The 21140-nt window shown below is 62.1% G+C and carries 21 protein-coding genes and 1 pseudogene; 20 read left to right on the top strand and 2 right to left on the bottom strand.

Translation table 11 applies throughout. The features are described 5' to 3' along the window. Both AC4PR2_RS25305 and AC4PR2_RS25300 read left to right on the top strand, forming a co-directional pair. A partial coding sequence (locus AC4PR2_RS25305; protein WP_492175625.1) for a hypothetical protein occupies positions 1–327 on the top strand: 327 nt, incomplete at its 5' end. Further along, on the top strand, positions 327–479 hold the full coding sequence (locus AC4PR2_RS25300) for a Hok/Gef family protein (RefSeq protein WP_443014617.1): 153 nt from the start codon (positions 327–329) through the stop codon (positions 477–479). The genes AC4PR2_RS25305 and AC4PR2_RS25300, both read left to right, overlap by 1 nt. 124 nt (positions 480–603) lie before the next feature. On the opposite strand, the gene metK is transcribed toward AC4PR2_RS25300, so the two are convergent. Continuing rightward, positions 604–1758, bottom strand: a complete 1155-nt coding sequence (metK, locus tag AC4PR2_RS25295; RefSeq protein WP_016926681.1) for a methionine adenosyltransferase — start codon at positions 1756–1758, stop codon at positions 604–606. 530 nt (positions 1759–2288) lie between these two features. Between metK and AC4PR2_RS25290 the strand changes: the two genes are divergently transcribed. From AC4PR2_RS25290 to AC4PR2_RS25275, 4 genes are all read left to right on the top strand, one after another. Beyond that, positions 2289–2432 (top strand): hypothetical protein, encoded by a 144-nt coding sequence (locus tag AC4PR2_RS25290; RefSeq protein WP_464017219.1) that lies wholly within the window; start codon positions 2289–2291, stop codon positions 2430–2432. A gap of 234 nt (positions 2433–2666) precedes the next feature. Then, entirely contained in the window at positions 2667–4643 is a 1977-nt protein-coding gene (gene speA / locus AC4PR2_RS25285) for a biosynthetic arginine decarboxylase (RefSeq protein WP_055311965.1), read from the top strand. 194 nt (positions 4644–4837) lie between these two features. Further along, positions 4838–5758: an agmatinase gene (gene speB, locus AC4PR2_RS25280; RefSeq protein ID WP_147840640.1), complete on the top strand. Its 921-nt coding sequence runs from the start codon at positions 4838–4840 to the stop codon at positions 5756–5758. 336 nt (positions 5759–6094) lie between these two features. Beyond that, the gene (locus tag AC4PR2_RS25275) at positions 6095–6247 is read left to right on the top strand and encodes a Hok/Gef family protein (RefSeq protein ID WP_033638576.1); all 153 of its coding nucleotides are present in this window, start codon (positions 6095–6097) and stop codon (positions 6245–6247) included. Positions 6248–6357: 110 nt separating this feature from the next. On the opposite strand, the gene AC4PR2_RS25270 is transcribed toward AC4PR2_RS25275, so the two are convergent. Then, positions 6358–7599 (bottom strand): MFS transporter, encoded by a 1242-nt coding sequence (locus tag AC4PR2_RS25270; RefSeq protein WP_060441052.1) that lies wholly within the window; start codon positions 7597–7599, stop codon positions 6358–6360. A 398-nt stretch (positions 7600–7997) separates the two neighbouring features. Between AC4PR2_RS25270 and AC4PR2_RS25265 the strand changes: the two genes are divergently transcribed. The 14 genes and pseudogenes from AC4PR2_RS25265 (at position 7998) to AC4PR2_RS25200 (ending at position 20967) form a co-directional block, all read left to right on the top strand. Next, the gene (locus AC4PR2_RS25265; RefSeq protein WP_004937614.1) at positions 7998–8315 is read left to right on the top strand and encodes a non-heme iron oxygenase ferredoxin subunit; all 318 of its coding nucleotides are present in this window, start codon (positions 7998–8000) and stop codon (positions 8313–8315) included. Between the two features lie 2 nt (positions 8316–8317). Then, the gene (locus AC4PR2_RS25260; protein ID WP_443014592.1) at positions 8318–8626 is read left to right on the top strand and encodes a recombinase-like helix-turn-helix domain-containing protein; all 309 of its coding nucleotides are present in this window, start codon (positions 8318–8320) and stop codon (positions 8624–8626) included. A gap of 20 nt (positions 8627–8646) precedes the next feature. Further along, positions 8647–9690, top strand: a pseudogene (locus AC4PR2_RS25255) (Rieske 2Fe-2S domain-containing protein). Then, complete coding sequence (locus AC4PR2_RS25250) at positions 9687–10442, top strand: SDR family oxidoreductase (RefSeq protein ID WP_443014591.1); 756 nt, start codon at positions 9687–9689, stop codon at positions 10440–10442. The pseudogene AC4PR2_RS25255 and the gene AC4PR2_RS25250 overlap by 4 nt, the downstream one beginning before the upstream one ends. Positions 10443–10478: 36 nt before the next feature. Beyond that, positions 10479–11273, top strand: a complete 795-nt coding sequence (locus AC4PR2_RS25245; protein ID WP_004937625.1) for an IclR family transcriptional regulator — start codon at positions 10479–10481, stop codon at positions 11271–11273. 109 nt (positions 11274–11382) lie between these two features. After that, positions 11383–12324: a VOC family protein gene (locus AC4PR2_RS25240; RefSeq protein WP_047729878.1), complete on the top strand. Its 942-nt coding sequence runs from the start codon at positions 11383–11385 to the stop codon at positions 12322–12324. Continuing rightward, positions 12321–13532 (top strand): NAD(P)/FAD-dependent oxidoreductase, encoded by a 1212-nt coding sequence (locus AC4PR2_RS25235; protein WP_060422706.1) that lies wholly within the window; start codon positions 12321–12323, stop codon positions 13530–13532. Before AC4PR2_RS25240 ends, AC4PR2_RS25235 begins: the two co-directional genes overlap by 4 nt. Before the next feature lie 23 nt (positions 13533–13555). Continuing rightward, positions 13556–14812 (top strand): MFS transporter, encoded by a 1257-nt coding sequence (locus AC4PR2_RS25230; RefSeq protein WP_038874278.1) that lies wholly within the window; start codon positions 13556–13558, stop codon positions 14810–14812. 32 nt (positions 14813–14844) lie between these two features. After that, positions 14845–15369, top strand: coding sequence for a cupin domain-containing protein (locus AC4PR2_RS25225; RefSeq protein ID WP_004937634.1), 525 nt, complete (start codon positions 14845–14847; stop codon positions 15367–15369). Continuing rightward, a complete protein-coding gene (locus tag AC4PR2_RS25220; protein ID WP_055311972.1) occupies positions 15369–16187 on the top strand; it encodes an alpha/beta fold hydrolase in 819 nt (272 codons plus the stop codon). The genes AC4PR2_RS25225 and AC4PR2_RS25220 overlap by 1 nt, the downstream gene beginning before the upstream one ends. Further along, positions 16184–16978: an SDR family oxidoreductase gene (locus AC4PR2_RS25215; RefSeq protein WP_047570596.1), complete on the top strand. Its 795-nt coding sequence runs from the start codon at positions 16184–16186 to the stop codon at positions 16976–16978. The genes AC4PR2_RS25220 and AC4PR2_RS25215 overlap by 4 nt, the downstream gene beginning before the upstream one ends. Before the next feature lie 15 nt (positions 16979–16993). Next, positions 16994–17788 carry an aspartate dehydrogenase gene (locus AC4PR2_RS25210; RefSeq protein WP_060422711.1) on the top strand — a complete coding sequence of 265 codons (795 nt, stop codon included), beginning with the start codon at positions 16994–16996 and terminating at the stop codon, positions 17786–17788. Between the two features lie 16 nt (positions 17789–17804). Continuing rightward, a complete protein-coding gene (locus AC4PR2_RS25205; protein ID WP_492175624.1) occupies positions 17805–19274 on the top strand; it encodes an aldehyde dehydrogenase in 1470 nt (489 codons plus the stop codon). Positions 19275–19326: 52 nt separating this feature from the next. After that, entirely contained in the window at positions 19327–20967 is a 1641-nt protein-coding gene (locus AC4PR2_RS25200) for a thiamine pyrophosphate-binding protein (protein WP_492175623.1), read from the top strand. The last annotated feature ends 173 nt before the right edge of the window (positions 20968–21140 follow it).

The raw sequence follows: 21140 nt of genomic DNA, 5'->3' as shown, positions 1-21140 counted from the left end.
GGGCTCTATGAGTCCGAACTTAGAGCGCCCCTCTGGGGCGTAGTCAAAGCCGCCTTCTATGAAGGCGGATTTTTACTTTTCAGGGTGTTGCAAGGCGCTGCGAGCGGTTGCGCAAAAACGCTATTGCGTGCGAAAAGGAACACGTGGCGTGGCGGTGAGATGAATATACTGCGGGCGGGTGCTCTGGATCTTTGTCTCTGGAGCCCGTGCGAAAGAGACAAAGAGAAAAGCCCCGAGTCGATATCCATCAACCCGAGGCCTACTCTAACGCACGACAACGTTAAGTTAGCCTCTTACCCGCCGCGAGGCAAGGAGAAGAAGGCATGATGCCGAACAAACGGAGCCTGTTAAAATTGGTGGTTATTTGTGCCACGGTAATATCACTGGCATGGATAACCCGCAGCACGCTGTGTGAGCTGCGGATCCGATCGGGCAACACGGAGGTTGCGGCCATTTTGGCTTACGAATCCGGACGGTAAGGCAACCCGGCAGCGGGGGCTTGGCCTCCGCTTGCCGGCAAGTCGATGCGTTGATCCGGGAGCACCCATCCGCTCAAAAAAAACGGCGAGCCCAGGCTCGCCGTTTTCATGTTGATGTCGGGGCTTATTTCAGGCCGGCGGCATCGCGCAGCAGCGCGGCTTTGTCGGTCGCTTCCCACGGGAAGTGCTCGCGGCCGAAGTGGCCGTAGGCAGCGGTTTCGCGGTAGATCGGCTGCAGCAGATCCATCATCTGGATCAGGCCGTATGGGCGCAGATCGAAGAATTCGCGCACCAGCAGCGTCAGCTGTTCGGTTGGCACTTTCTCGGTACCGAAGGTTTCCACCATGATGGAAGTCGGTTCCGCTACGCCGATAGCGTAAGACACCTGGATCTCACAGCGATCGGCCAGGCCGGCGGCGACGATGTTTTTCGCCACGTAGCGCGCCGCGTAAGCCGCGGAACGGTCAACCTTGGACGGATCCTTACCGGAGAAGGCGCCGCCGCCGTGGCGCGCCATGCCGCCGTAGGTGTCGACGATGATCTTACGGCCGGTCAGGCCGCAGTCGCCCATCGGGCCGCCGATAACAAAACGGCCGGTCGGGTTGATGTGGTATTTGGTGCCCGCCGTCAGCCATTCCGCCGGCAGGACCGGTTTGATGATCTCTTCCATCACCGCTTCTTGCAGATCTTTCAGCGAGATATCTTCAGAATGCTGGGTGGACAGCACCACGGCGTCGATACCGACGATTTTGCCGTCGTCGTATTGGAAGGTCACCTGGCTCTTCGCGTCCGGACGCAGCCACGGCAGGGTGCCGTTTTTGCGCACTTCGGACTGGCGCTGTACCAGACGGTGTGCGTAGGTCACCGGAGCCGGCATCAGCACGTCGGTTTCGTTGGTGGCGTAGCCAAACATCAAGCCCTGATCGCCGGCGCCCTGCTCGAGAGGATCGGTACGGTCAACGCCCTGATTGATATCCGGGGATTGTTTGCCGATGGCGCTCAATACTGCGCAGGAGTTGGCGTCAAAGCCCATGTCCGAATGAACGTAGCCGATTTCGCGTACGGTTTTGCGGGTGATCTCTTCGATATCGACCCAGGCGCTGGTGGTGATTTCACCGCCGACCAGCACCATGCCGGTTTTCACGTAGGTTTCGCAGGCGACGCGCGCTTTCGGATCCTGTTCCAGGATGGCGTCGAGGACGGCATCGGAGATCTGATCGGCGATTTTATCGGGATGTCCTTCGGAGACGGATTCGGACGTGAAGAGGTGTTTAGCCATTGTGTTCTTTACCTTGCATAAGACGGGTTAGAAATTACTGCACAGCGCTGGAGATCCGGCATCAAAGCGAAGGGTCTTCCGCTGATGGCGCGAGATGCATCCTGCAACGCCCCTCAGGCAAAGCCGTTAAGCAGTTTATCAGTTAACCAGTATAGATGGATTAACATCTGGACGTCTATTTTAGGTCAGGGTTTAGCCAGATTGCCAGTAATTTTTTGCGCTTTCGCTCTTTTGCGCAAACGGGTTGGCGCCATTTTCATCGCTTGAAACAGTTTTCGGCGAATTTTCATTTTGCTTTTTCACCTGCTTACCGGTATAAACTGCGCGCGCGGTTCATTTGCTGCACAGTACGGCGATTGGCGGTGGGGAAGGTGCGATAAACTTCCGCTTTGCATTCGCCGGCGTTGCGCTATTATCCGTCGCAGGCGTTCGCCGTGAGCGCCGCCGCTTCATCGAACGGTCACGTTCTTACACTATTTTAGAGGCTGGGTCGTTCACTCCGAACGGCGCGCGTGGAGGTGGTTGGATTAATGATCCGTTGTCTACCGGTTGTTGGCTCCCAACAGCAGTGCCGTTCTGGCGCACATTCTTCTGCTATTTCCCGTCTTGTCTCTCTGTCACTTACCAGGTGCGATAAACACTTGGCCGCTACTCAGGATTCTCGGGCCGGCTAACGGTCGTCTGAAGAACTGAACAAGGGTAGCCTGCAGCCTTCCTGTGGGATGTTTCTTGGCCCGATTCACGAGGTTTGAACAGGGTGTCTTACAATTATATGAGTGATAAACCGATCGCTGACCGCGAACGGCAGTTCTCTTCGCTGCCGCCAGCGCGGCTTGTTGGGTTGTTCTCGCGGGTTGTAGCTGCGATAGTGGCTGACGGTTTCGTCAGTGCGGAATGTGAGGCGAACCATGTCTGATGATCTGTTGATTCACCGCCCGCCGGTTGCGGGCGAGTCTTTATCTTTGCGCTCCATGCAGGAGGTTGCCATGAATGATCGTAATGCCAGCAAGATGCTGCGCACTTATAACGTCGCCTACTGGGGCAACAATTACTATGACGTCAACGAGCTGGGCCATATCAGCGTGTGCCCGGACCCGGATGTCCCGCAGGCGCGCGTCGATCTGGCAGAACTGGTGAAAACGCGCCAGCAAGACGGGCAGCGTTTGCCTGCGCTGTTCTGCTTCCCGCAGATCCTCCAGCATCGCTTGCGTTCGATCAACGCCGCGTTCAAACGCGCGCGTGAGTCCTTCGGTTACCAGGGCGGCTATTTCCTGGTGTATCCGATCAAGGTAAACCAACATCGCCGCGTGATTGAGTCGCTGGTGAACTCCGGGGAACCGCTGGGGCTGGAAGCCGGCTCCAAGGCCGAGCTGATGGCAGTGCTGGCGCATGCTGGCATGACCCGCTCGGTGATCGTCTGTAACGGCTATAAAGATCGTGAATACATTCGCCTGGCGCTGATCGGGGAAAAACTGGGGCACAAGGTGTACCTGGTGATCGAGAAGATGTCCGAGATCAACCTGGTGCTGGAAGAAGCCGAACGGTTGAACGTCATACCACGCCTGGGCGTGCGTGCGCGTCTGGCTTCGCAGGGCTCCGGCAAATGGCAGTCGAGCGGCGGCGAAAAATCCAAGTTCGGTCTGGCGGCGGTGCAGGTGCTGAAGCTGGTAGAGACCCTGCGCGAAGCGGGCCGTCTCGACAGCCTGCAACTGCTGCACTTCCATCTGGGTTCGCAGCTGGCCAACATTCGCGATATCGCCACCGGCGTGCGCGAATCGGCGCGTTTCTACGTTGAACTGCACAAGCTGGGCGTCAACATTCAGTGCTTCGACGTGGGCGGTGGCTTGGGCGTCGACTACGAAGGCACCCGCTCGCAGTCCGACTGCTCGGTGAACTACGGCCTGAACGAATATGCCAACAACGTGATTTGGGGCATCGGCGACGCCTGTAACGAACACGGCCTGCCGCACCCGACGGTGATCACCGAGTCCGGCCGCGCCGTGACCGCGCACCACACGGTGCTGGTCTCCAACGTGATCGGCGTAGAACGCAACGAATTCAGCGAACCGCTGCCGCCGGAAGCCGACGCGCCGCGCGCGCTGGAAAGCATGTGGGAAACCTGGCTGGAAATGAACGAGCCGGAGAACCGCCGCTCGCTGCGCGAATGGCTGCACGACAGCCAGATGGATCTGCACGACGTGCATACCCAATACGCGCACGGCATGTTGGATCTGACCAAGCGCGCCTGGGCCGAGCAGTTGTATCTGAACATCTGCAACAAGATCCAGCAGCAGCTCGATCCAAGCAACCGCGCGCACCGTCCGATCATTGACGAACTGCAAGAACGCATGGCGGACAAGTTCTACGTCAACTTCTCGCTGTTCCAGTCGATGCCGGATGCCTGGGGTATCGATCAGCTGTTCCCGGTGCTGCCGCTGGAAGGGCTGGATAAGCCGCCGGAAGGCCGCGCGGTGCTGCTCGACATCACCTGCGACTCCGACGGCACCATCGACCACTATGTCGACGGCGACGGCGTGGCGACCACCATGCCGATGCCGCCGTACGATCCGGAGAACCCGCCGGCGCTGGGCTTCTTCATGGTCGGTGCGTACCAGGAGATCCTCGGCAACATGCACAACCTGTTCGGCGATACCGCCTCGGTTGACGTGTATGTGTTCCCGGACGGCAGCGTCGAGACCGAACTGTCCGACGAGGGCGACACCGTGGCGGACATGTTGGAGTACGTGCAGCTCGATCCGAGTGCGCTGCTGGCCAAATTCCGCGATCAGGTCAAAGAAACCGATCTGGACAGCGAGCTGCAGGCGCAGTTCCTGGAAGAGTTTGAGGCCGGCCTGTACGGCTACACGTATCTGGAAGACGAGTAACCGCCCTCTTCAGGGGGGCGATATCGGCCCCCTTGAAGCATGGATAAAATGCGGCCATAATCTGCCGTATCGGTAGCACCGAAACAAACATCGAATAAATCCCTTTCTCGTCGGGCTAACGACGCGGGAGGGATTTTTTTTTGTAACGGCCCGGCGTCTGCGCCTGGCAACTTGTTGAACTACGAGGGTTTACTATGAGCACCTTAGGCCATCAGTCCGATAATTCATTAGTGTCCAACGCCTTTGGTTTCCTGCGCTTTCCGCTGAACTTCATGCCTTACGACAGCGATGCAGAGTGGGTCATCACCGGCATTCCGTTTGACATGGCGACCTCCGGTCGCGCCGGTGGCCGTCACGGCCCGGCGGCTATTCGTCAGGTATCTACCAACCTGGCCTGGGAAGGCAACCGTTGGCCGTGGAGCTTCGATCTGCGCGATCGGCTGAACGTGGTTGACTGCGGCGACATCGTGTTCAATTTCGGCGATGCGCAGGACATGAGCGACAAGCTGCAGGCGCACGCGGAGAAACTGCTGAAGGCCGGTAAGCGTATGCTCTCGTTCGGCGGCGACCACTTCGTGACCCTGCCGCTGCTGCGCGCGCACGCCAAGCATTTCGGCAAGCTGGCGCTGGTACACTTCGACGCCCATACCGATACCTACGCGAATGGCAGCAAGTTCGACCACGGCACCATGTTCTACCATGCCCCGAACGAAGGCCTGATCGATCCGCACCACTCGGTGCAGATCGGTATTCGCACCGAGTTCGATTATGACAACGGCTTTACCGTGCTGGACGCTGCGCAGGTGAACGATCGCAGCGTGGACGACCTGCTGACTCAGATCAAAGGAATCGTCGGCGATATGCCGGTGTACCTGACCTTCGACATCGACTGCTTGGATCCGGCGTTCGCACCGGGCACCGGCACGCCGGTGATCGGCGGTCTGACTTCCGATCGTGCGCTGAAACTGGTGCGCGGCATGCAGTCGCTGAACATCGTCGGCATGGACGTGGTAGAAGTGGCGCCGGCCTATGACCAGTCCGAGATCACCGCGCTGGCCGCGGCGACCCTGGGCTTGGAGATGCTGTACCTGCAGGCGGCGAAGAAACACGCCTGACGCCAGGCCACGCCTCGCTGAAAAAGCGGCTCCCATCGTATGGGGCCGCTTTTTTTATTTCATTTGTCGCCATCCGCGCTGCGATTTTCAGCCTGTTGCAACGCCTTTGCGCAATCCTGCGCAGAAATGAAACTGAGTCAGAGAATAAGGACACGGGACAACGGAGAGGATGAATATACTGCGCGCGGGTGCTCTGGATCTTTGTATCTGGAGCCTGCGTGAAAGGTACAAAGAGAAAAGCCCCGAGTCGATATCCATCAACCCGAGGCCAACTCTAACGCCAGACAACGTTAAGTTAGCCTCTTACCCGCCGCGAGGCAAGGAGAAGAAGGCATGATGCCGAACAAACGGAGCCTGTTAAAATTGGTGGTTATTTGTGCCACGGTAATATCACTGGCATGGATAACCCGCAGCACGCTGTGTGAGCTGCGGATCCGATCGGGCAACACGGAGGTTGCGGCCATTTTGGCTTACGAATCCGAACGGTAAGGCAACCCGGCGACGGGGGATGTCCCCCGTCTGCTGCTTGTTGGCGTCCAGATCCATGAGCACCCTCTCAACGCTGTCGGTTTTCCGCCGCACGGGACAGGGAAACGGGTCTATGCCCGTTTCACCTGCCGCGCCAGCAACATGCGGCCAAACAGTGCGCCGCCCGCCAGCAATGTCAGCAGCTGCGAGGCGATCAGCACCGCAAAGCCTGAAGACACCTTACCTTGGCTGGCCATCACCATGCCCATCGCCATCGGCACAAACGCCGAAAACAGATTGCCGATGCCGTTGATCAGCCCATAGGCGCTGCCGACCGCCTCCGGCCGCGCATAATGTTGCAGCAGGGTAGGGATCGCCGCGCCCTGCGCGCCCCAACAGGCATTGGCCGCCAGCAGGAAGAAGGCGATCCAGCCAAGCTGATGGCTGTTCATCACGCCATAGATACACAGCGCGGTCGCTGCGCCGCCGCAGACGAAGATCAGCGGCGCTTGATAAGGGCGGATACGATCGAGCAACACGCCGCCGAGGTATTTGGAGGCGATACTGACGATGAAAGGCAGCGCGGCCATCCAGCCCATCTGCTTGATGGAGAACCCCTTTTCATCGGTCAGATACGCCGGCAACCAGGAGCTGGAGCCCCACAGATAGCTGAGCGTAGCGATCTCGATCAGCAGGATCCAGCCAAGCATCGGCGTGCGCCAGGCCAGCGTAAAGGTGTGCCAGACGCGGCTCAGCACCGGTTGCGGAGCAGCAGGGCGCGAGGATGAAGACAGGGCGAGGGGATGAACGAACAGCCGCACCAGCGCCAGCCCCAGCAGCAGGTTGAGCAGCGCCAGCAGGTGAAACGACATCGCCCAGCCGAAATGCGCCATCAGAAAACTCACCAGCGGAAAGCCGAGCACCAGCCCCAATGAAACGCCCAGCGCGCTGATCGCGTTGGGCTTGCCGCGCTCGTCGGCGGCGAAATGATCGCTGATGTACATGGTCTTCAGCGAGAACAGCGGCCCCTCGCTGACGCCAAGCAGCGCGCGCACCACGCACAGCAGCATCAGCGATCCCGCCAGCGGCGAGGCGGCGGTGAGCAGCGCCCACAGCACCACGCTCAGCGTCAGTGCGCGGCGGTAACCCATCAGCGTTTCCAGAAACGGCGTCAGCAACATGGCGGACAGGCCGTAGCCGAGCAAAAACACCGTCATCAGCGTGCCCTGGTGGGCGCGGTCGCCGCCGAGTTGGAAGTGTTGCAGGAAGTCGGGATTGACCAACATCACGGCGATATTGACCCGATCCGCATAGGCGATAACGATCAGAAACAGCAGGGCGATCACCCCAAACCAGCGTTGACGTTGTTGCACGTTGCGTTCCTCAATGCGAGCGGTTGACGAATTCAGGCAGCAGCAAACTCACCCGCGGATGCCATGGCGCGCAAACGCGGGGGATGAGGCTGATTGATGTAAATTTATTGTTATCAAATAGGGTGTGAAAGACAGTGGGAAAACACTTTTACGCGCAATGCGTCGTCGGAATCAACGCATTTTTTGCCATAAATTAGCGGGAGAGCGCACAACTGACATAGGTTTTTCATATCGGTGCATGATTTCGTGATCCTTCCCGCATTTGTCATTTTTAAACAACCTTTCATTAACATTTGCCGTTCCGCTCGCTTGACGAAAGTTTCGCCAGACCTATAGTGGCTGTATTAAATAAGAAACTGAGTTTCATATATGAAACAATCAGATAGAGGACAAAAGCAATGAGCTGGAAGAATGTGTGCGAAGTGTCTCAGGTGAAAGAAGATTTTCCTTTCTCCGGCAAAGTGGAAGGAAAAGAGATCGGGGTGTACCTGCTCGACGGTAACTACTACGCGCTGGAAGACGTTTGCCCGCATGCTTATGCCTTGCTCAGCCAGGGGTTTGTAGACGACGGCAAGGTTGAGTGCCCGCTGCACGAAGCGCTGTTTGACGTGCGAACCGGCCAGTGCCTGCGCGAGCCGGGCGGCCGCGATCTGCAAACCTATCCCACCCGGGTGGTCGACAACCAAATCCAGATCACCTTTATCGCGGAGGAGTAATCATGCAGCACATCACCGATTTCAATCCCTGGCTGCCGGACACCCAACAGGTGACGCCGGCCTGCGAAGGCGGCAACGGTCAAATCCATCAGCCGGGCCAGTTCCGCAATGTCATCTGGCAAAACCGCGCCCGTGTGCCGGACGGTTTCGAAACCGCCCTGGTGGCGGCGCTGGAAACGATCTTCGATCAGGGCGCGGAAGAGCTGGAGCAGATCGTCAGCGCGCTGAATCAGCGCCGCCTGTTCGATCGCAGCGGCCAACCGTGGAATGAGGCGACGTTCCGCGAATTCCTTCACGTTAACGGTTTCTGAGCCACATCCGGGAGAAGACAATGACAGCAAACACAACATCCTCCGAACAGAGCCTGCAGGACTATCTTGACCAGGGGTTGCGCGGCATGTGGTATCCGGTGCTGGCCAGCTGGGAAGTGGGCAACAACCCGGTCGGCATCACCCGCCTGGAGCAGCAAATCGTGGTGTGGCGCGACGGCGAAGGCCAGATCCACGCGCTGGAAGACCGTTGCCCGCACCGCGGCGCGCGGCTTTCCATGGGGTGGAACCTCGGCGATCGCATCGCCTGCTGGTATCACGGGGTAGAGGTCGGCGGCGACGGTACGGTGAAAGACGTGCCGGCAGTGGATCGCTGCCCGCTGGTGGGGCAAAAATGCCTGCGTTCTTACCCGGCCAAAGAAGCCTATGGCGCGGTGTTCCTCTATTTCGGCGTGACGGCGGATGAAGCGCCGGCGGCGCTGACTTTCCCGCAAGAACTGGCGGACGAAGCCTCGTACAGCAACTTCCTGTGCACCGCCAGCTGGAACTGCAACTACCAATACGCATTGGAAAACGTGATGGATCCGATGCACGGCACCTACCTGCACTCTTCCTCTCACTCGATGGCGGAAGGGGATCGCAAGGCGGATATGGGGCTGTAACCGACCGACAGCGGGTTTATCTTCAAGAAGAACGGCCAGATCGGCGTCAACTTCGACTGGGTGGAGTTCGGCAGCAGCGGCGCCTATTGGATGCGCCTGTCGATCCCATACAAGAAGCGCTTCGGGCCAGGTGGCCACTTCTGGATCATCGGCATGGTGGTGCCGGAAGACAAGGATCACTGCCGGGTCTTCTTCTGGCGCATCCGTAAGGTCAAAGACTGGCAGCGCGACATGTGGCGCTTCATGTACCGCAACCGCCTGGAATCATTGCATTGGGACGTGCTCGAGCAGGATCGCATCGTGCTTGAGAACATGGCGCCTAACGCCCGCGGCCGCGAATACCTGTACCAGCACGACGTCGGTCTTTCTCGCCTGCGCCGCCTGATGCAGAAAGAGGCGCAGAAACAGCTGGCGACGCTGCGCGAACGGGAGGCGGCGCAGTGAACGGCCTGCTGAACGGTAAACGCATCGTGGTCACCGGGGCGGCGCGCGGTCTGGGCTACAGCTTCGCTGCCGCCATCGCCGCCGCCGGCGCGCAGGTGGTGATGTGCGACATTCTGGCGGATGAACTGGCGGCGAGCGGTGCCGCGCTGCGCGAGCAGGGCGCTCAGGTGGAAATGCAGACGATCGATCTGGCGTCACCGGATTCGATCCGCTCGGCGTTCGAAAAGATCGCCGCAGGCGGCGGGATCGACGGCCTGGTGAACAACGCGGCGCTGGCGACCGGCGTCGGCGGCAAAACCATGATGGAATACGATATCGACCTGTGGGATCGGGTGATGCAGGTCAACGTGCGCGGCACCTGGCTGGTGAGTCAGGCGGCGGTGCCGCTGCTGGCGCGCAACCCGCACGCCAAGATCGTCAACGTGGCGTCGGACACTGCGCTGTGGGGCGCGCCGCGCCTGATGGCCTATGTCGCCAGCAAAGGCGCGCTGATCGCGATGACCCGCTCGATGGCGCGCGAGCTGGGCCCGCAGGGGATCTGCGTCAACGCCATCGCACCGGGCCTGACGCGGGTGGAAGCCACCGAGTATGTGCCCGCCGAGCGCCATCAGCTGTATGAGCAGGGGCGCGCGCTGGCCGGGGCGCAGCATCCGGACGATGTGAACGGTACGGTGCTTTATCTGCTGTCGTCGCTGGCGGATTTCGTCACCGGCCAACTGCTGCCGGTCAACGGCGGCTTCGTATTCAACTGAGGCCCGCAGGGCAGGCGCACAGCGCAGGAGCGAGAGATGGCGGACGAGCAAGCATGTAAGTATCTGATCCCGGGACTGGATCGCGGGTTGCAGTTGCTGCTGGCGTTTGGCGAGCAGCATAAGGAAATGACTTTCGCCGAGTTGCATCGCCTGGTCGATATGCCGAAGGCCACCGCTTACCGCGTGGTGCAGACGCTCGAGCACCTGGGCTTTTTGGAGCGCAATCCGCGCACCAACACCTTTGCGCTCGGCATCAAGGTGCTGCGCCTCGGCTTCGAATACATCGCGTCGCTGGACGTGGCGCAGGCCGGCCAGCCGGTGATTGAGCAGCTGCGCGATCGCAGCCAGTGCAGCAGCCATCTGGCGATCCGCGATGGGCGCGACGTTATTTACATCGCCCGCGTCAGCGCCGCCGGTTCGCAGATCAATCAGGTCAGCGTCGGCACCCGTTTGCCGGTGCACCAAACCTCTCTGGGTCGCATGCTGTTGACCAGCGCCACCCGCAGCGAGTTCGAACAGCTTTATCCGGACGCGCAACTGCCGGGCAATGCGCCGGGCACCCCGGCGGATCGCGAAACGCTGTGGCAGATGGTGCAGCAAGACAAAGCGCGCGGCTATGTGATCGGCGAATCGTTCTTCCGCCACGGCATCTCCTCGATCGTCTACCCGATCTTCAACCGCGAGCAGCGGGTCGAGGCGGTGGTCAGCATCATGGTGCCGTCCGATGAGATCCCGAAAGCGGATCGCGAGCGGCTGCGCATGGAAGTGCGCGACGCGGCGGAGAAAATTTCCGGCTTCCTCGGCGCGCCGCCGCAGGCCAACGTCGGCTAACCGACAGGACCGACTCTTTTACTCAGGCAGGGATAAGGCCCGTAGCAAACAGGGGCCGGGGTTCACTCATGCCTGAAAACCGTATGCAGCGAGAACGTGAGGCTGAACAATGAGCGTAATCGGAATCGAAAAACTGGAATTTGGCGTCGAAGATCTGCCAACCTGCGAAAAATTCATGCAAGACTTCGGCCTGCAGCCCGCCACGCAACATTGGGGCGAACCGCAGCGCGAATTCACTACCCTGAGCGGGGCGCGGGTTGTCCTGCACCCGTTGCAAAGCGCGGCGCTGCCTGCGGCGTTTGAGGGCGGTTCTACCCTGCGCCGCATGACCTGGGGCGTGGCCTCGCCCGCCGATCTGGCGCGCCTGCAGCCGCGTTTGGCGCTGATGCCCGGCTTCCGTCAGGTGGGAGAAGAGCTGGAATGCCTCGATCCCAACGGCATGACGCTGCGCTTCGTCGTCAGCCGCCAGCAGGCGGTCGAGGTGCCGGTCACGCCGATCAACCAATGGGGCGACGTGCGCCGCATCGATCAACCCAGCCCGGTTTATTCGCAGGCGCAGCCGATCAACATTGGCCACGTGGTGTTCTTCGTTGAGGACCTGGCGGCGACCGAGCGTTTCTATCGCGAGCTGTTGGATTTCCAGGTTTCCGATCGCTATATCGATCGCGCCGTCTTCCTGCGTACCCAGGCGCGCGGCGGCCACCATAACCTGTTCCTGCTGAAGCTGCCGAACCGCCCACGGGGCCTGAACCACGTGGCGTTCACCGTGCGCGATATCCACGAAGTGATCGGCGGCGGCATCGCCATGAACAAAGAGAAGTGGAGCACCTTTATCGGCCCCGGCCGCCACCCGATCTCCTCGGCCTATTTCTGGTACGTCAACAGCCCGACCGGCGGCGCGTTCGAGTACTACACCAACGACGATTATCTGACGGAAAACTGGCAGCCGCGTGAGCTGGAGCATTCATTGGTCTCCTTCACCGAATGGGCGGTAGAGGGCGGCATCGATCACGACACGCGCCGCCAGCATAAAAAGGCGGAGGCGTTATGAACCGGCCGGAACACGCGGGCATCGTCATCGTCGGCGGCGGCCAGGCCGGCGGCTGGGCGGCCAAGACGTTGCGCGATCGCGGTTACAGCGGCCGGCTGACGGTTGTCAGCGACGAACCCTACGATTTTTACGAGCGGCCGCCGCTGTCGAAAGCGGCGCTGCTGGATGCCGCGGCTCCCCTCAGCCGGCTGTTCAGCGAACAGGCGGTGGCGGAGCTGAATATCGACTGGCGTCGCCCGCTGCGCGCCGAGTCCATCGATGCAGAACAGCAAATCGTCACGCTCAGCGACGGGCAACGGCTGCAGTTCGAGCAGTTGCTGATCGCCACCGGCGGGCGGCCGCGTGTGCCGAGCGCCGCCTGGGCGCAGCACCCGCGCGTGATGACGCTGCGTTCCTGGGACGATGCGGCCCGGTTGCGGCAGGGCCTGCAGGGCTGCCGTCGCCTGGCGATCGTCGGCGGCGGTTGGATTGGGCTGGAGATCGCCGCTTCCGCGCGCCGTCTCGGCGCCGAGGTGACGGTGTTTGAACGCCAGCCTGCGCTGTGCATGCGCAGCGTCGGCGCCGACGTCTCACAGGCGTTGCTCGAACTGCATCGCCAGCAGGGCGTCACGGTGCTGTGCGGCTGCGGCGAGATCTCGCTGGAAGATCGCGACGGCACCGCCTGGATCGGCAGCGAAGTCAGCGATCCGCAGGCCTTCGATCTGGTGGTGGTGGGGATCGGCGTCGAGCTGAATCTCGAACTGGCGCGCAGCGCCGGGCTGGCGATCGACTCCGGCATCGTGGTCGACGGCCAGGGGCGCACCAGCCATCCGGCGATCTTCGCCGCCGGCGATGTGGCGCGCCACCCGACGCTTGGCCTGTGCCTGCAGTCCTGGGCCTACGCACAAAATCAGGCCATCAGCACCGCCTGTGCGATGCTCGACGCCTTCGCCGCCCCGTATGACGACGTGGCCTGGCTTTGGTCGGATCAATACGACGCTAATATCCAGATCCTCGGCGTGCCGAGTGGCGGCGTGCACCATGTGGTGCGCCGCACGCCGCAGTCGCAGGTGTTCTTCACGCTGAACGCCGATCGGCAGCTGGTGCAGATGGTGGCGTTCAACGACGCGCGCACTATCAAGCTCGGCAAGCGTTGGTTGGCGAGCGGCCGGGTGCTGGATCCGCAGCAGTTGGCGGATGCGGAGTTTTCTTTGATGGCGTTGAAATAACGCCCGAACCTCGGGAGCGTTTTATGACTACGCAAGACATTGACGCCCGCGCTGGACGGGCGGGGGAAGCCGTTGCCGAAAATCCGCAGCAGCGGGTGCGCTGGTCGGTGCCGATCGCGCTGTTTGCCTGCGTGCTGTTGGCGTTTTTCGACAAGATCAGCATCGCGGCGCTGTTTTCCGATAGCGAGTTCCAGCAGGCGTTAGGGATCGGTTTTGACCCGGCGCGGCTGGGCTTGCTGATGAGCGCGTTTCTGTTCTCCTACGGCATTTCCTCGATGCTGCTCAGCGGCATCGGCGATCGGCTTAATCCGGTCAAGGTATTGATTGGCATGATGGTGGTGTGGGGCGTGCTGATGGTGTTGATGGGGATGGTGCGTTCCTATCACGCCATGATGACGCTGCGCATTCTGCTCGGTATCGCCGAAGGGCCGCTGCTGCCGATGGCCTACGCCATTATTCGTCAGGCCTTCCCGCCGCAGCTGCAGGCGCGCGCCACCATGCTGTGGCTGCTCGGCACGCCGCTGGGCGCCGCGCTTGGCTTCCCGGTCACCCTGTACATCCTCAATACCTTCGACTGGCAGGCCACCTTCTTCTTTATGGCGTTTCTGACGTTGCCGGTGATGTTGCTGGTGCTGTTCGGCATGCGCCACCTGAACGTCGCGCGTCCGGCGGCGGCGACCAAGCCGGCGGTGTCGGAACGCCAACAGCATCGCCGCGAGCTGCTGCGCAGCCCGCACTTTTGGATGATCTGCCTGTTCAACATCGCCTTCCTGACCTACCTGTGGGGCATGAACGGCTGGTTGCCGAGCTACCTGATCAAGGGGAAAGGCATTCATCTGGAGCATGCCGGTTATCTCTCTTCGCTGCCGTTCATCGCCATGCTGCTCGGCGAAGTGCTGGGCGCCTGGCTGTCGGACAAGCTGGATCGGCGCGCGCTGGCCTGCTTCCTGTCGCTGTGCGGTGCCGGCCTCGGTCTGGCGGTGGTGCTGCACCTGCAGGGCACCTACAGCGTGATCGCCGCCATGGCCTTCAGCACCTTTATGTGGGGCGCCGGCGCGCCGAATATTTTCGCGCTGTTGGCGAAGGCGACCAGCAGCAAGGTCAGCGCTACCGCCGGCGGTATCTTCAACGGGTTGGGCAATTTTGCCGGCGCGCTGGCGCCGGTGCTGATGGGGGCGTTGATCGCCGCCACCGGCAATATGGATAACGGCCTGCTGTTCCTGGTGGTGATGGCTTTCGTCGGCTGCCTCATTCTGCTGCCGTTACTGAGAAAGTACTGATTAATCAATCGATTCAACAGAGGAGTGACAACATGTCTCAGGTTGAGAACAAAGCCGGCGTTAAGCCGCAGGATCTGTCGATGGAAAATTGGGTGGAGTCGCGCATCGCCCGTTTCGAAGGCCGTAAATACGACTGGAACGCGCTGAAGTTCCAGGCCGACTTTGACCCGAAATACCGCCGTGCGCAGATGCGCTACATCGGTACCGGCGCTACCGGCGTGGCCAGCGACGCCAACACCATTCCGGCGGGCAATTTCACCTTCTCCACCATGGTGCTGCCGTCGAAGTGCGAGGGCCCGCTGCACCTGCACGACGACGTGGAAGAAGTGTTCTTCATGCTGAAAGGCAGCATCACGCTGATGATTCAGGATGGGGAAGAGTATTACGAAACCAGGCTGAAAGAGCGCGATCTGATCTCGGTGCCGGCGGGGGTGTATCGCGGCCTGTTCAACCACGGCGAGGAAGAGGCGCTGATGTGCGTGATGCTCGGCACCGCCAAGCCGGAGATCCCGACCTATCCGGCGGATCACCCGCTGTCCAAAGTGAAGCGCAACTGATGAACGGCCTGGCGCAACGCCAACGGGCGCGCTGCGGGGCGTATACCCTGAGCTGGCGCGAGGCCGGGCAGGGGCGGCCGGTGGTATTGCTGCACGGCATCAGCTCCGGATCGGCCTCGTGGATCAAGCAGCTCAACGATAGCGGCCTGACGGACGGCCACCGTCTGTTGGCGTGGGATGCGCCGGGCTACGGCGGCAGCCTGCCGTTGGCGGATCCTCAGGCCGATGCCGCCGGTTATGCGGCGGCGTTGGCGGCGCTGATTGATGAGCTGCAGCTGGCGCAGCCGCTGATCGTCGGCCATTCGCTGGGGGCGCTGATCGGCAGCGCCTATGCCGCCGGCTATCCGGACGGGTTATGTGGATTGGTGTTGGCGGATCCGGCGCAGGGCTATGCCACGGCGCCGGAGGAAAAACGTCGGCAGGTGTACGGCCAGCGCCAACAGATGATAGAGACGCTGGGGCCGGTGGGCTATGGCGAGCAGCGGGCGGCGGCCTTGCTGCGTGAAGGGGCGGATCCGCAGGATATCGCCTGGGTGCGCAACGGCATGCAGCAGCTCGATCCCGACGGTTTTCTGAGCGCCGCCTGGATGCTGGCCAACGACGATATCGGCCGCTATCTGGCGCGCTATCGCGGCCCTCTGGAAGTCTGGTGCGGTGAACAGGATCGCATTACGCCGCCGGAGAAGGCGGCCGAGCTGGCGCGTGAGCAGGACGCGACGCTGCGTTTGATCGCCGCCGCCGGCCATGCCAGCTACCTCGACGCGCCGGCGTGTTTCAACCGCTATCTGCGGGACTTTACGGGAGCAATCCAACGATGAATTTTCAGCTTGAGAATCGGGTGGCGGTGGTAACCGGCGGCTCGTCGGGCATCGGTTTCGAAACCCTGAAACTGCTGCTGGCCGAAGGGGCGAAGGTGGCGTTCTGCGGCCGCGATCCGGACAAACTGGCCGGCGCAGCAGCCAGCCTGCGTGCGGAGTTTCCGCAGGCGGAGATCCTGGCGCTGCGCTGCGACGTACTGGACGCGCAGCAGGTGGCGCAGTTCGCTGACCAGGTGACGGCGCATTTCGGCGGCGTGGATCTGCTGATCAACAACGCCGGTCAGGGCTTCGTCGCCCATTTTGACCAAACGCCGCGCGAAGCCTGGCTGCATGAGGCCGAGCTGAAGCTGTTCGGCGTGATCAACCCGGTGCAGGCGTTCTTACCGGCGCTGGAACGGTCGACGATCGCGTCGATCACCTGCGTGAACTCGCTGCTGGCGCTGCAGCCGGAAGAACACATGATCGCCACCTCGGCGGCGCGCGCCGCGCTGCTCAACATGACGCTGACGCTGTCGAAAGAGCTGGTGGGCAAAGGCATTCGCGTTAACTCGATCTTGCTGGGGATGGTGGAGTCGGGCCAATGGCGCCGCCGTTTCGACGAGCGCAGCGATAAAGATCAAAGCTGGGAGCAGTGGACGGCGGCGATCGCCGAACGCCGCGGCATCCCGATGAAGCGCCTCGGCAAGCCGCAGGAGCCGGCGCAGGCGCTGCTGTTCCTCGCTTCGCCGCTGGCTTCCTTTACCACCGGCGCGGCGCTGGACGTATCCGGCGGCTTTAACCGCCATGTGTAGCAGGGGCCGATAAAGATGAAGAAGATCATGATGATTGGCTACGGCGCGATGGCGAAGGAAGTGATCGCCCGTTTGCCGGAAGGCGTGGAGGTCGGTTGGATCCTGGCGCGCGCGGCTCATCATGCGGCGATCGCCGAGGCCTTTGGCGGGCGGGTGCAGGCGTTGACCCATCCCGAGCAGTGTTTGCAGCGGCCGGATCTGGTGCTGGAGTGCGCCAGCCAGCAGGCGGTGGCGGAGTTCGGCGAAGCGGTTCTGCAGCGCGGTTGGCCGCTGGCGCTGATCTCGACCGGCGCGCTGGCGGACGCCGCATTGCAACAGCGGCTGCAGCAGGTTTGCCGCCGCCATCACGGGCAGTTGATCGTGTTGTCCGGTGCGGTGGCGGGGATGGATGGGCTGGCGTCGGCGCGCGAAGGCGGGCTGGAGAGCGTGACCTATCAGGCCAGCAAAAGCCCGGCCAGCTGGCGCGGCAGCCCGGCGGAGCAGCTGATCGACCTCAATGCGGTGAGCGAAGCGCAGGTATTTTTTGAAGGGTCGGCGCGCGAAGCGGCGCGTTTGTTCCCGGCCAATGCCAACGTGGCGGCCACCATTGCGCTCAACGGCCTGGGGATGGACGCCACCCGGGTACGCCTGCAGGTCGATCCCGCCACCCGGCGCAATACCCATCGTCTGCAGGTGTGCGGCGACTTTGGCGAATTTCACATCGAGCTGAGCGGCACCCCGCTGGCGAGCAATCCCAAAACATCAACCCTGGCGGCGCTGAGCGCGGTACAAGCCTGTCGCCGTCTGGTGGACGGCGGTTTTATTGCCTGAACGGCAGGAGCGGAGCATGGAACGATTGAATATTTTTGTCGCCGGGCGCTGGCGTGAAGGGCGTGGCGAAGAGATGGCTTCGGTATTCCCGGCCGACGGCAGCGTCAACGCGCGGCTGCGTGCCGCGAACGTCGAGGACGTGAACGAGGCGGTGGAAGCAGCGGAACGCGCCTGGCGCGCGCCGGAATGGCGTGGGCTGGTGCCGCACCAACGCGCCTCGATCCTCTACCGCGTCAGCAACCTGATTCTGGCGCAGCAGGAACAGTTGGCCGAGCTGCAGACCCGCGACAACGGCAAGCCGCTGGCGGAAACCCGCGGGCTGGTGGCCAGCGCGGCGGCGACCGCGCGCTACTTCGCGGCCGCCTGCGAGGTGTTGGAAGGCGAGCTGCCGACCCCGCGCAGCGCCGAGGTGATGACGATAAGCCAGTATCAACCGATGGGGGTGATCGCCGCCATTACGCCGTGGAACTCGCCGATCGCCAGCGAAATGCAGAAGGTGGCGCCGGCGCTGGCGGCGGGCAACGCGGTGGTGCTCAAACCGGCCGAAGCCACGCCGCTGATGGCGCTGAAGCTGGCCGAGCTGTTCGAACAGGCGGGCCTGCCGGCTGGGCTGCTCAGCGTGTTGCCGGGCAAAGGTTCGGTGATCGGCGAGGCGTTGGCGCGCCATCCGCTGGTGAAAAAGATCTCCTTTACCGGCGGGACCAGCACCGGGCGCCATTTGGCGCACATCGCCGCCGACAAGCTGATCCCCACTTCGCTGGAATTGGGCGGCAAATCGCCGACCATCGTGCTGGAGGACGCCGATCTGGAGCAGGCGGCGCGCGGCATCTGCTACGGCATTTTCAGCTCCGCCGGCCAGGCGTGCATCGCCGGTTCGCGGCTGTTCGTGCATCGTTCGCTGTATCAGCCGCTGCTGGCGCGTTTGACCGAACTGACGGCGGGGCTGCGCATCGGCAACCCGCTGGTGCCGGGCGTGCATCTCGGCCCGCTGATCAGCGCCAAACATCGGCAAAGCGTGGCGGACTACGTGGCGCTGGCGCGGCAGGAGGGCGGCCGGGTGATCATCGGCGGCGAAGCGCCGGCCGATCCGCAGCTGGCGAGCGGTAGCTATTACCTGCCGACCATTATTGAAGGCTTGAACAACGACGCCCGCGTCTGCCAGGAAGAGATCTTCGGCCCGGTGCTGGTGGCGCTGCCGTTTGACGATGAGCAACAGCTGATCGAACAGGCCAATGACTCGGTGTACGGCCTGGCGGCCGGCATCTGGAGCCGCGACTTCCCTCGCGCGATGGCGCTGGCGGAGCGGCTGGAAACCGGCACCGTCTGGGTCAATACCTACAAAACGTTCTCGATTTCCACGCCGTTCGGCGGTTTCAAGGAAAGCGGGCTGGGCCGCGAAAGGGGCCTGAACGGCATCAAGGCCTACATGCAGCAGAAAAGCGTGTATCTGGCGCTGAGCCATCAGGTGAACCGCTGGAGCGACTAGGCCGACACCTCTACGCATAACCCTAATAACGAATACCCTAAGAAGGCAGATGATGAGCGATAAAATCACGGTTGGCGAGGCGATAGCCCGGACTCTGGAACAGTATGCGGTGTCGGCGATGTACGGCATCATTTCGATTCATAATCTGCCGATCGCCGATGCGGTGGGGCAGCGCGATAAAATTCGCTTCGTGCCGGCGCGCGGCGAAGCGGGGGCGGTCACCATGGCCGACGCGCACGGGCGTTTCTCCGGCCTGGGCGTAGCGTTGACCAGCACCGGCGCCGGCGCCGGCAACGCGGTGGGGGCGATGATTGAGGCGCTCAATGCCAACACGCCGCTGCTGCATATCACCGGCCAGGTGGAAAAAGCCTATCTGGACGCCGACGCCGGTTTTATTCATGAAACCCGCGATCAGCTCGGCTTCCTGCGCGCCTGCTCCAAGCGCGCTTACCGGGTCAATTCACCGGAGCAGGCGGTGGCGGTGATCCAACGGGCGATCCTGGATGCGCAAACCGTGCCCTGCGGCCCGGTGGCGGTCGAGATCCCGATCGATATTCAAAGCATCCTGGTTTCCCGTTCGGTGCTGACCGAGCCGTTGGCGCCGGCGCCGCTGCCGAAGGCGGACGATGCGGCGGTGGAACGGCTGCATCAGCGGCTGAAACAGGCCAAGCGTCCGCTGCTGTGGTTGGGCGGCGGCGCCTTGGCCTGCGGCGACGCGGTGCGCAAGCTGGCGGACGCCGGCGTGGCGGTGATCTCCAGCACCCACGGGCGCGGCATTCTGCCGGACAGCCATCCGCGCAGCCTGCGGGCGTTCCATAACTCACCGAGCATCGAAGCGATCCTGACGCAGTGCGATCTGACGCTGGTGGCCGGTTCGCGCCTGCGCAGCAATGAAACCCGTACCTGGACGCTGCCGCTGCCGCGCCCGCTGGTGCAGATTGACATCGATCCGGCGGCGGCCAACCGCAACTATCTGGCCGATGAACAGATCAACGGCGACTGTGCGGCGCTGCTGGCGGCGCTGGCGGCGCGGCTGGCCCCCGGCGAGAAGGTCAACGCCGAGTGGGATGCCGAGATCGCGGGGGCGGTGCAGCAGGCGGAGAGCGCGCTGCGCCAGCAGTCCGGTGAATACGCCAAACTCAACGACGCCATCGACGCCGCGCTGCCGCAGGACGGGCTGTTGGTACGCGATATCACCGTTTCCGGCAGCGTCTGGGGCAGCCGGTTGTTCCGGGCGATCTCGCCGCTGTGCAACATTCACTCGCTGGCGGGTGCCATCGGTATGGGGCTGCCGATGGCCATCGGCACCGCGATTGCCAACCCGCAGCGCAAGGTGGTGGGGCTGGTGGGCGATGGTGGTCTGGCGCTGGGCCTGGGCGAGTTGGCGACCATGGCGCAGGAACAGGTGAATATCACCCTGCTGATCATGAACGACGGCGGTTATGGCGTGATGCGCGGCATTCAGGACAAGTACTTCGCCGGGCGCCAGTATTACAACGAGCTGCATACGCCGGCGTTCACCCAGATTGCCGAAGCGATGGGGCTGAAAGCCTGGAAGGTGGACGCAGCGGCACAGTTCAACGGCGTGCTGGCCGAAGCGATCAACTACCCGGGGCCGTCGGTGGTCGAGGTGGACATGAAACAGGTCGGGCCGCTGACTTTCGCCGGGCCGCCGCAGAAAACGCTGTATTAATACGATAAAAAACGCCCGGCGATGCCGTAATGCCGATCAGTTAAGGATCACTTGAACGATCCTGTCGCTGTGTAAGAATCCGTAATCTCTCTGAGGTTACGGATTTTTTTATGTTGCTGAGTCAGGCTCTTGATACCGTTCTTAAATTCTCCCCCAAAGAATTCGCTGCGCTT

The organism is Serratia sp. A07 (assembly GCF_058725505.1).
This window is presented reverse-complemented; position numbering and strand designations above follow the sequence as displayed.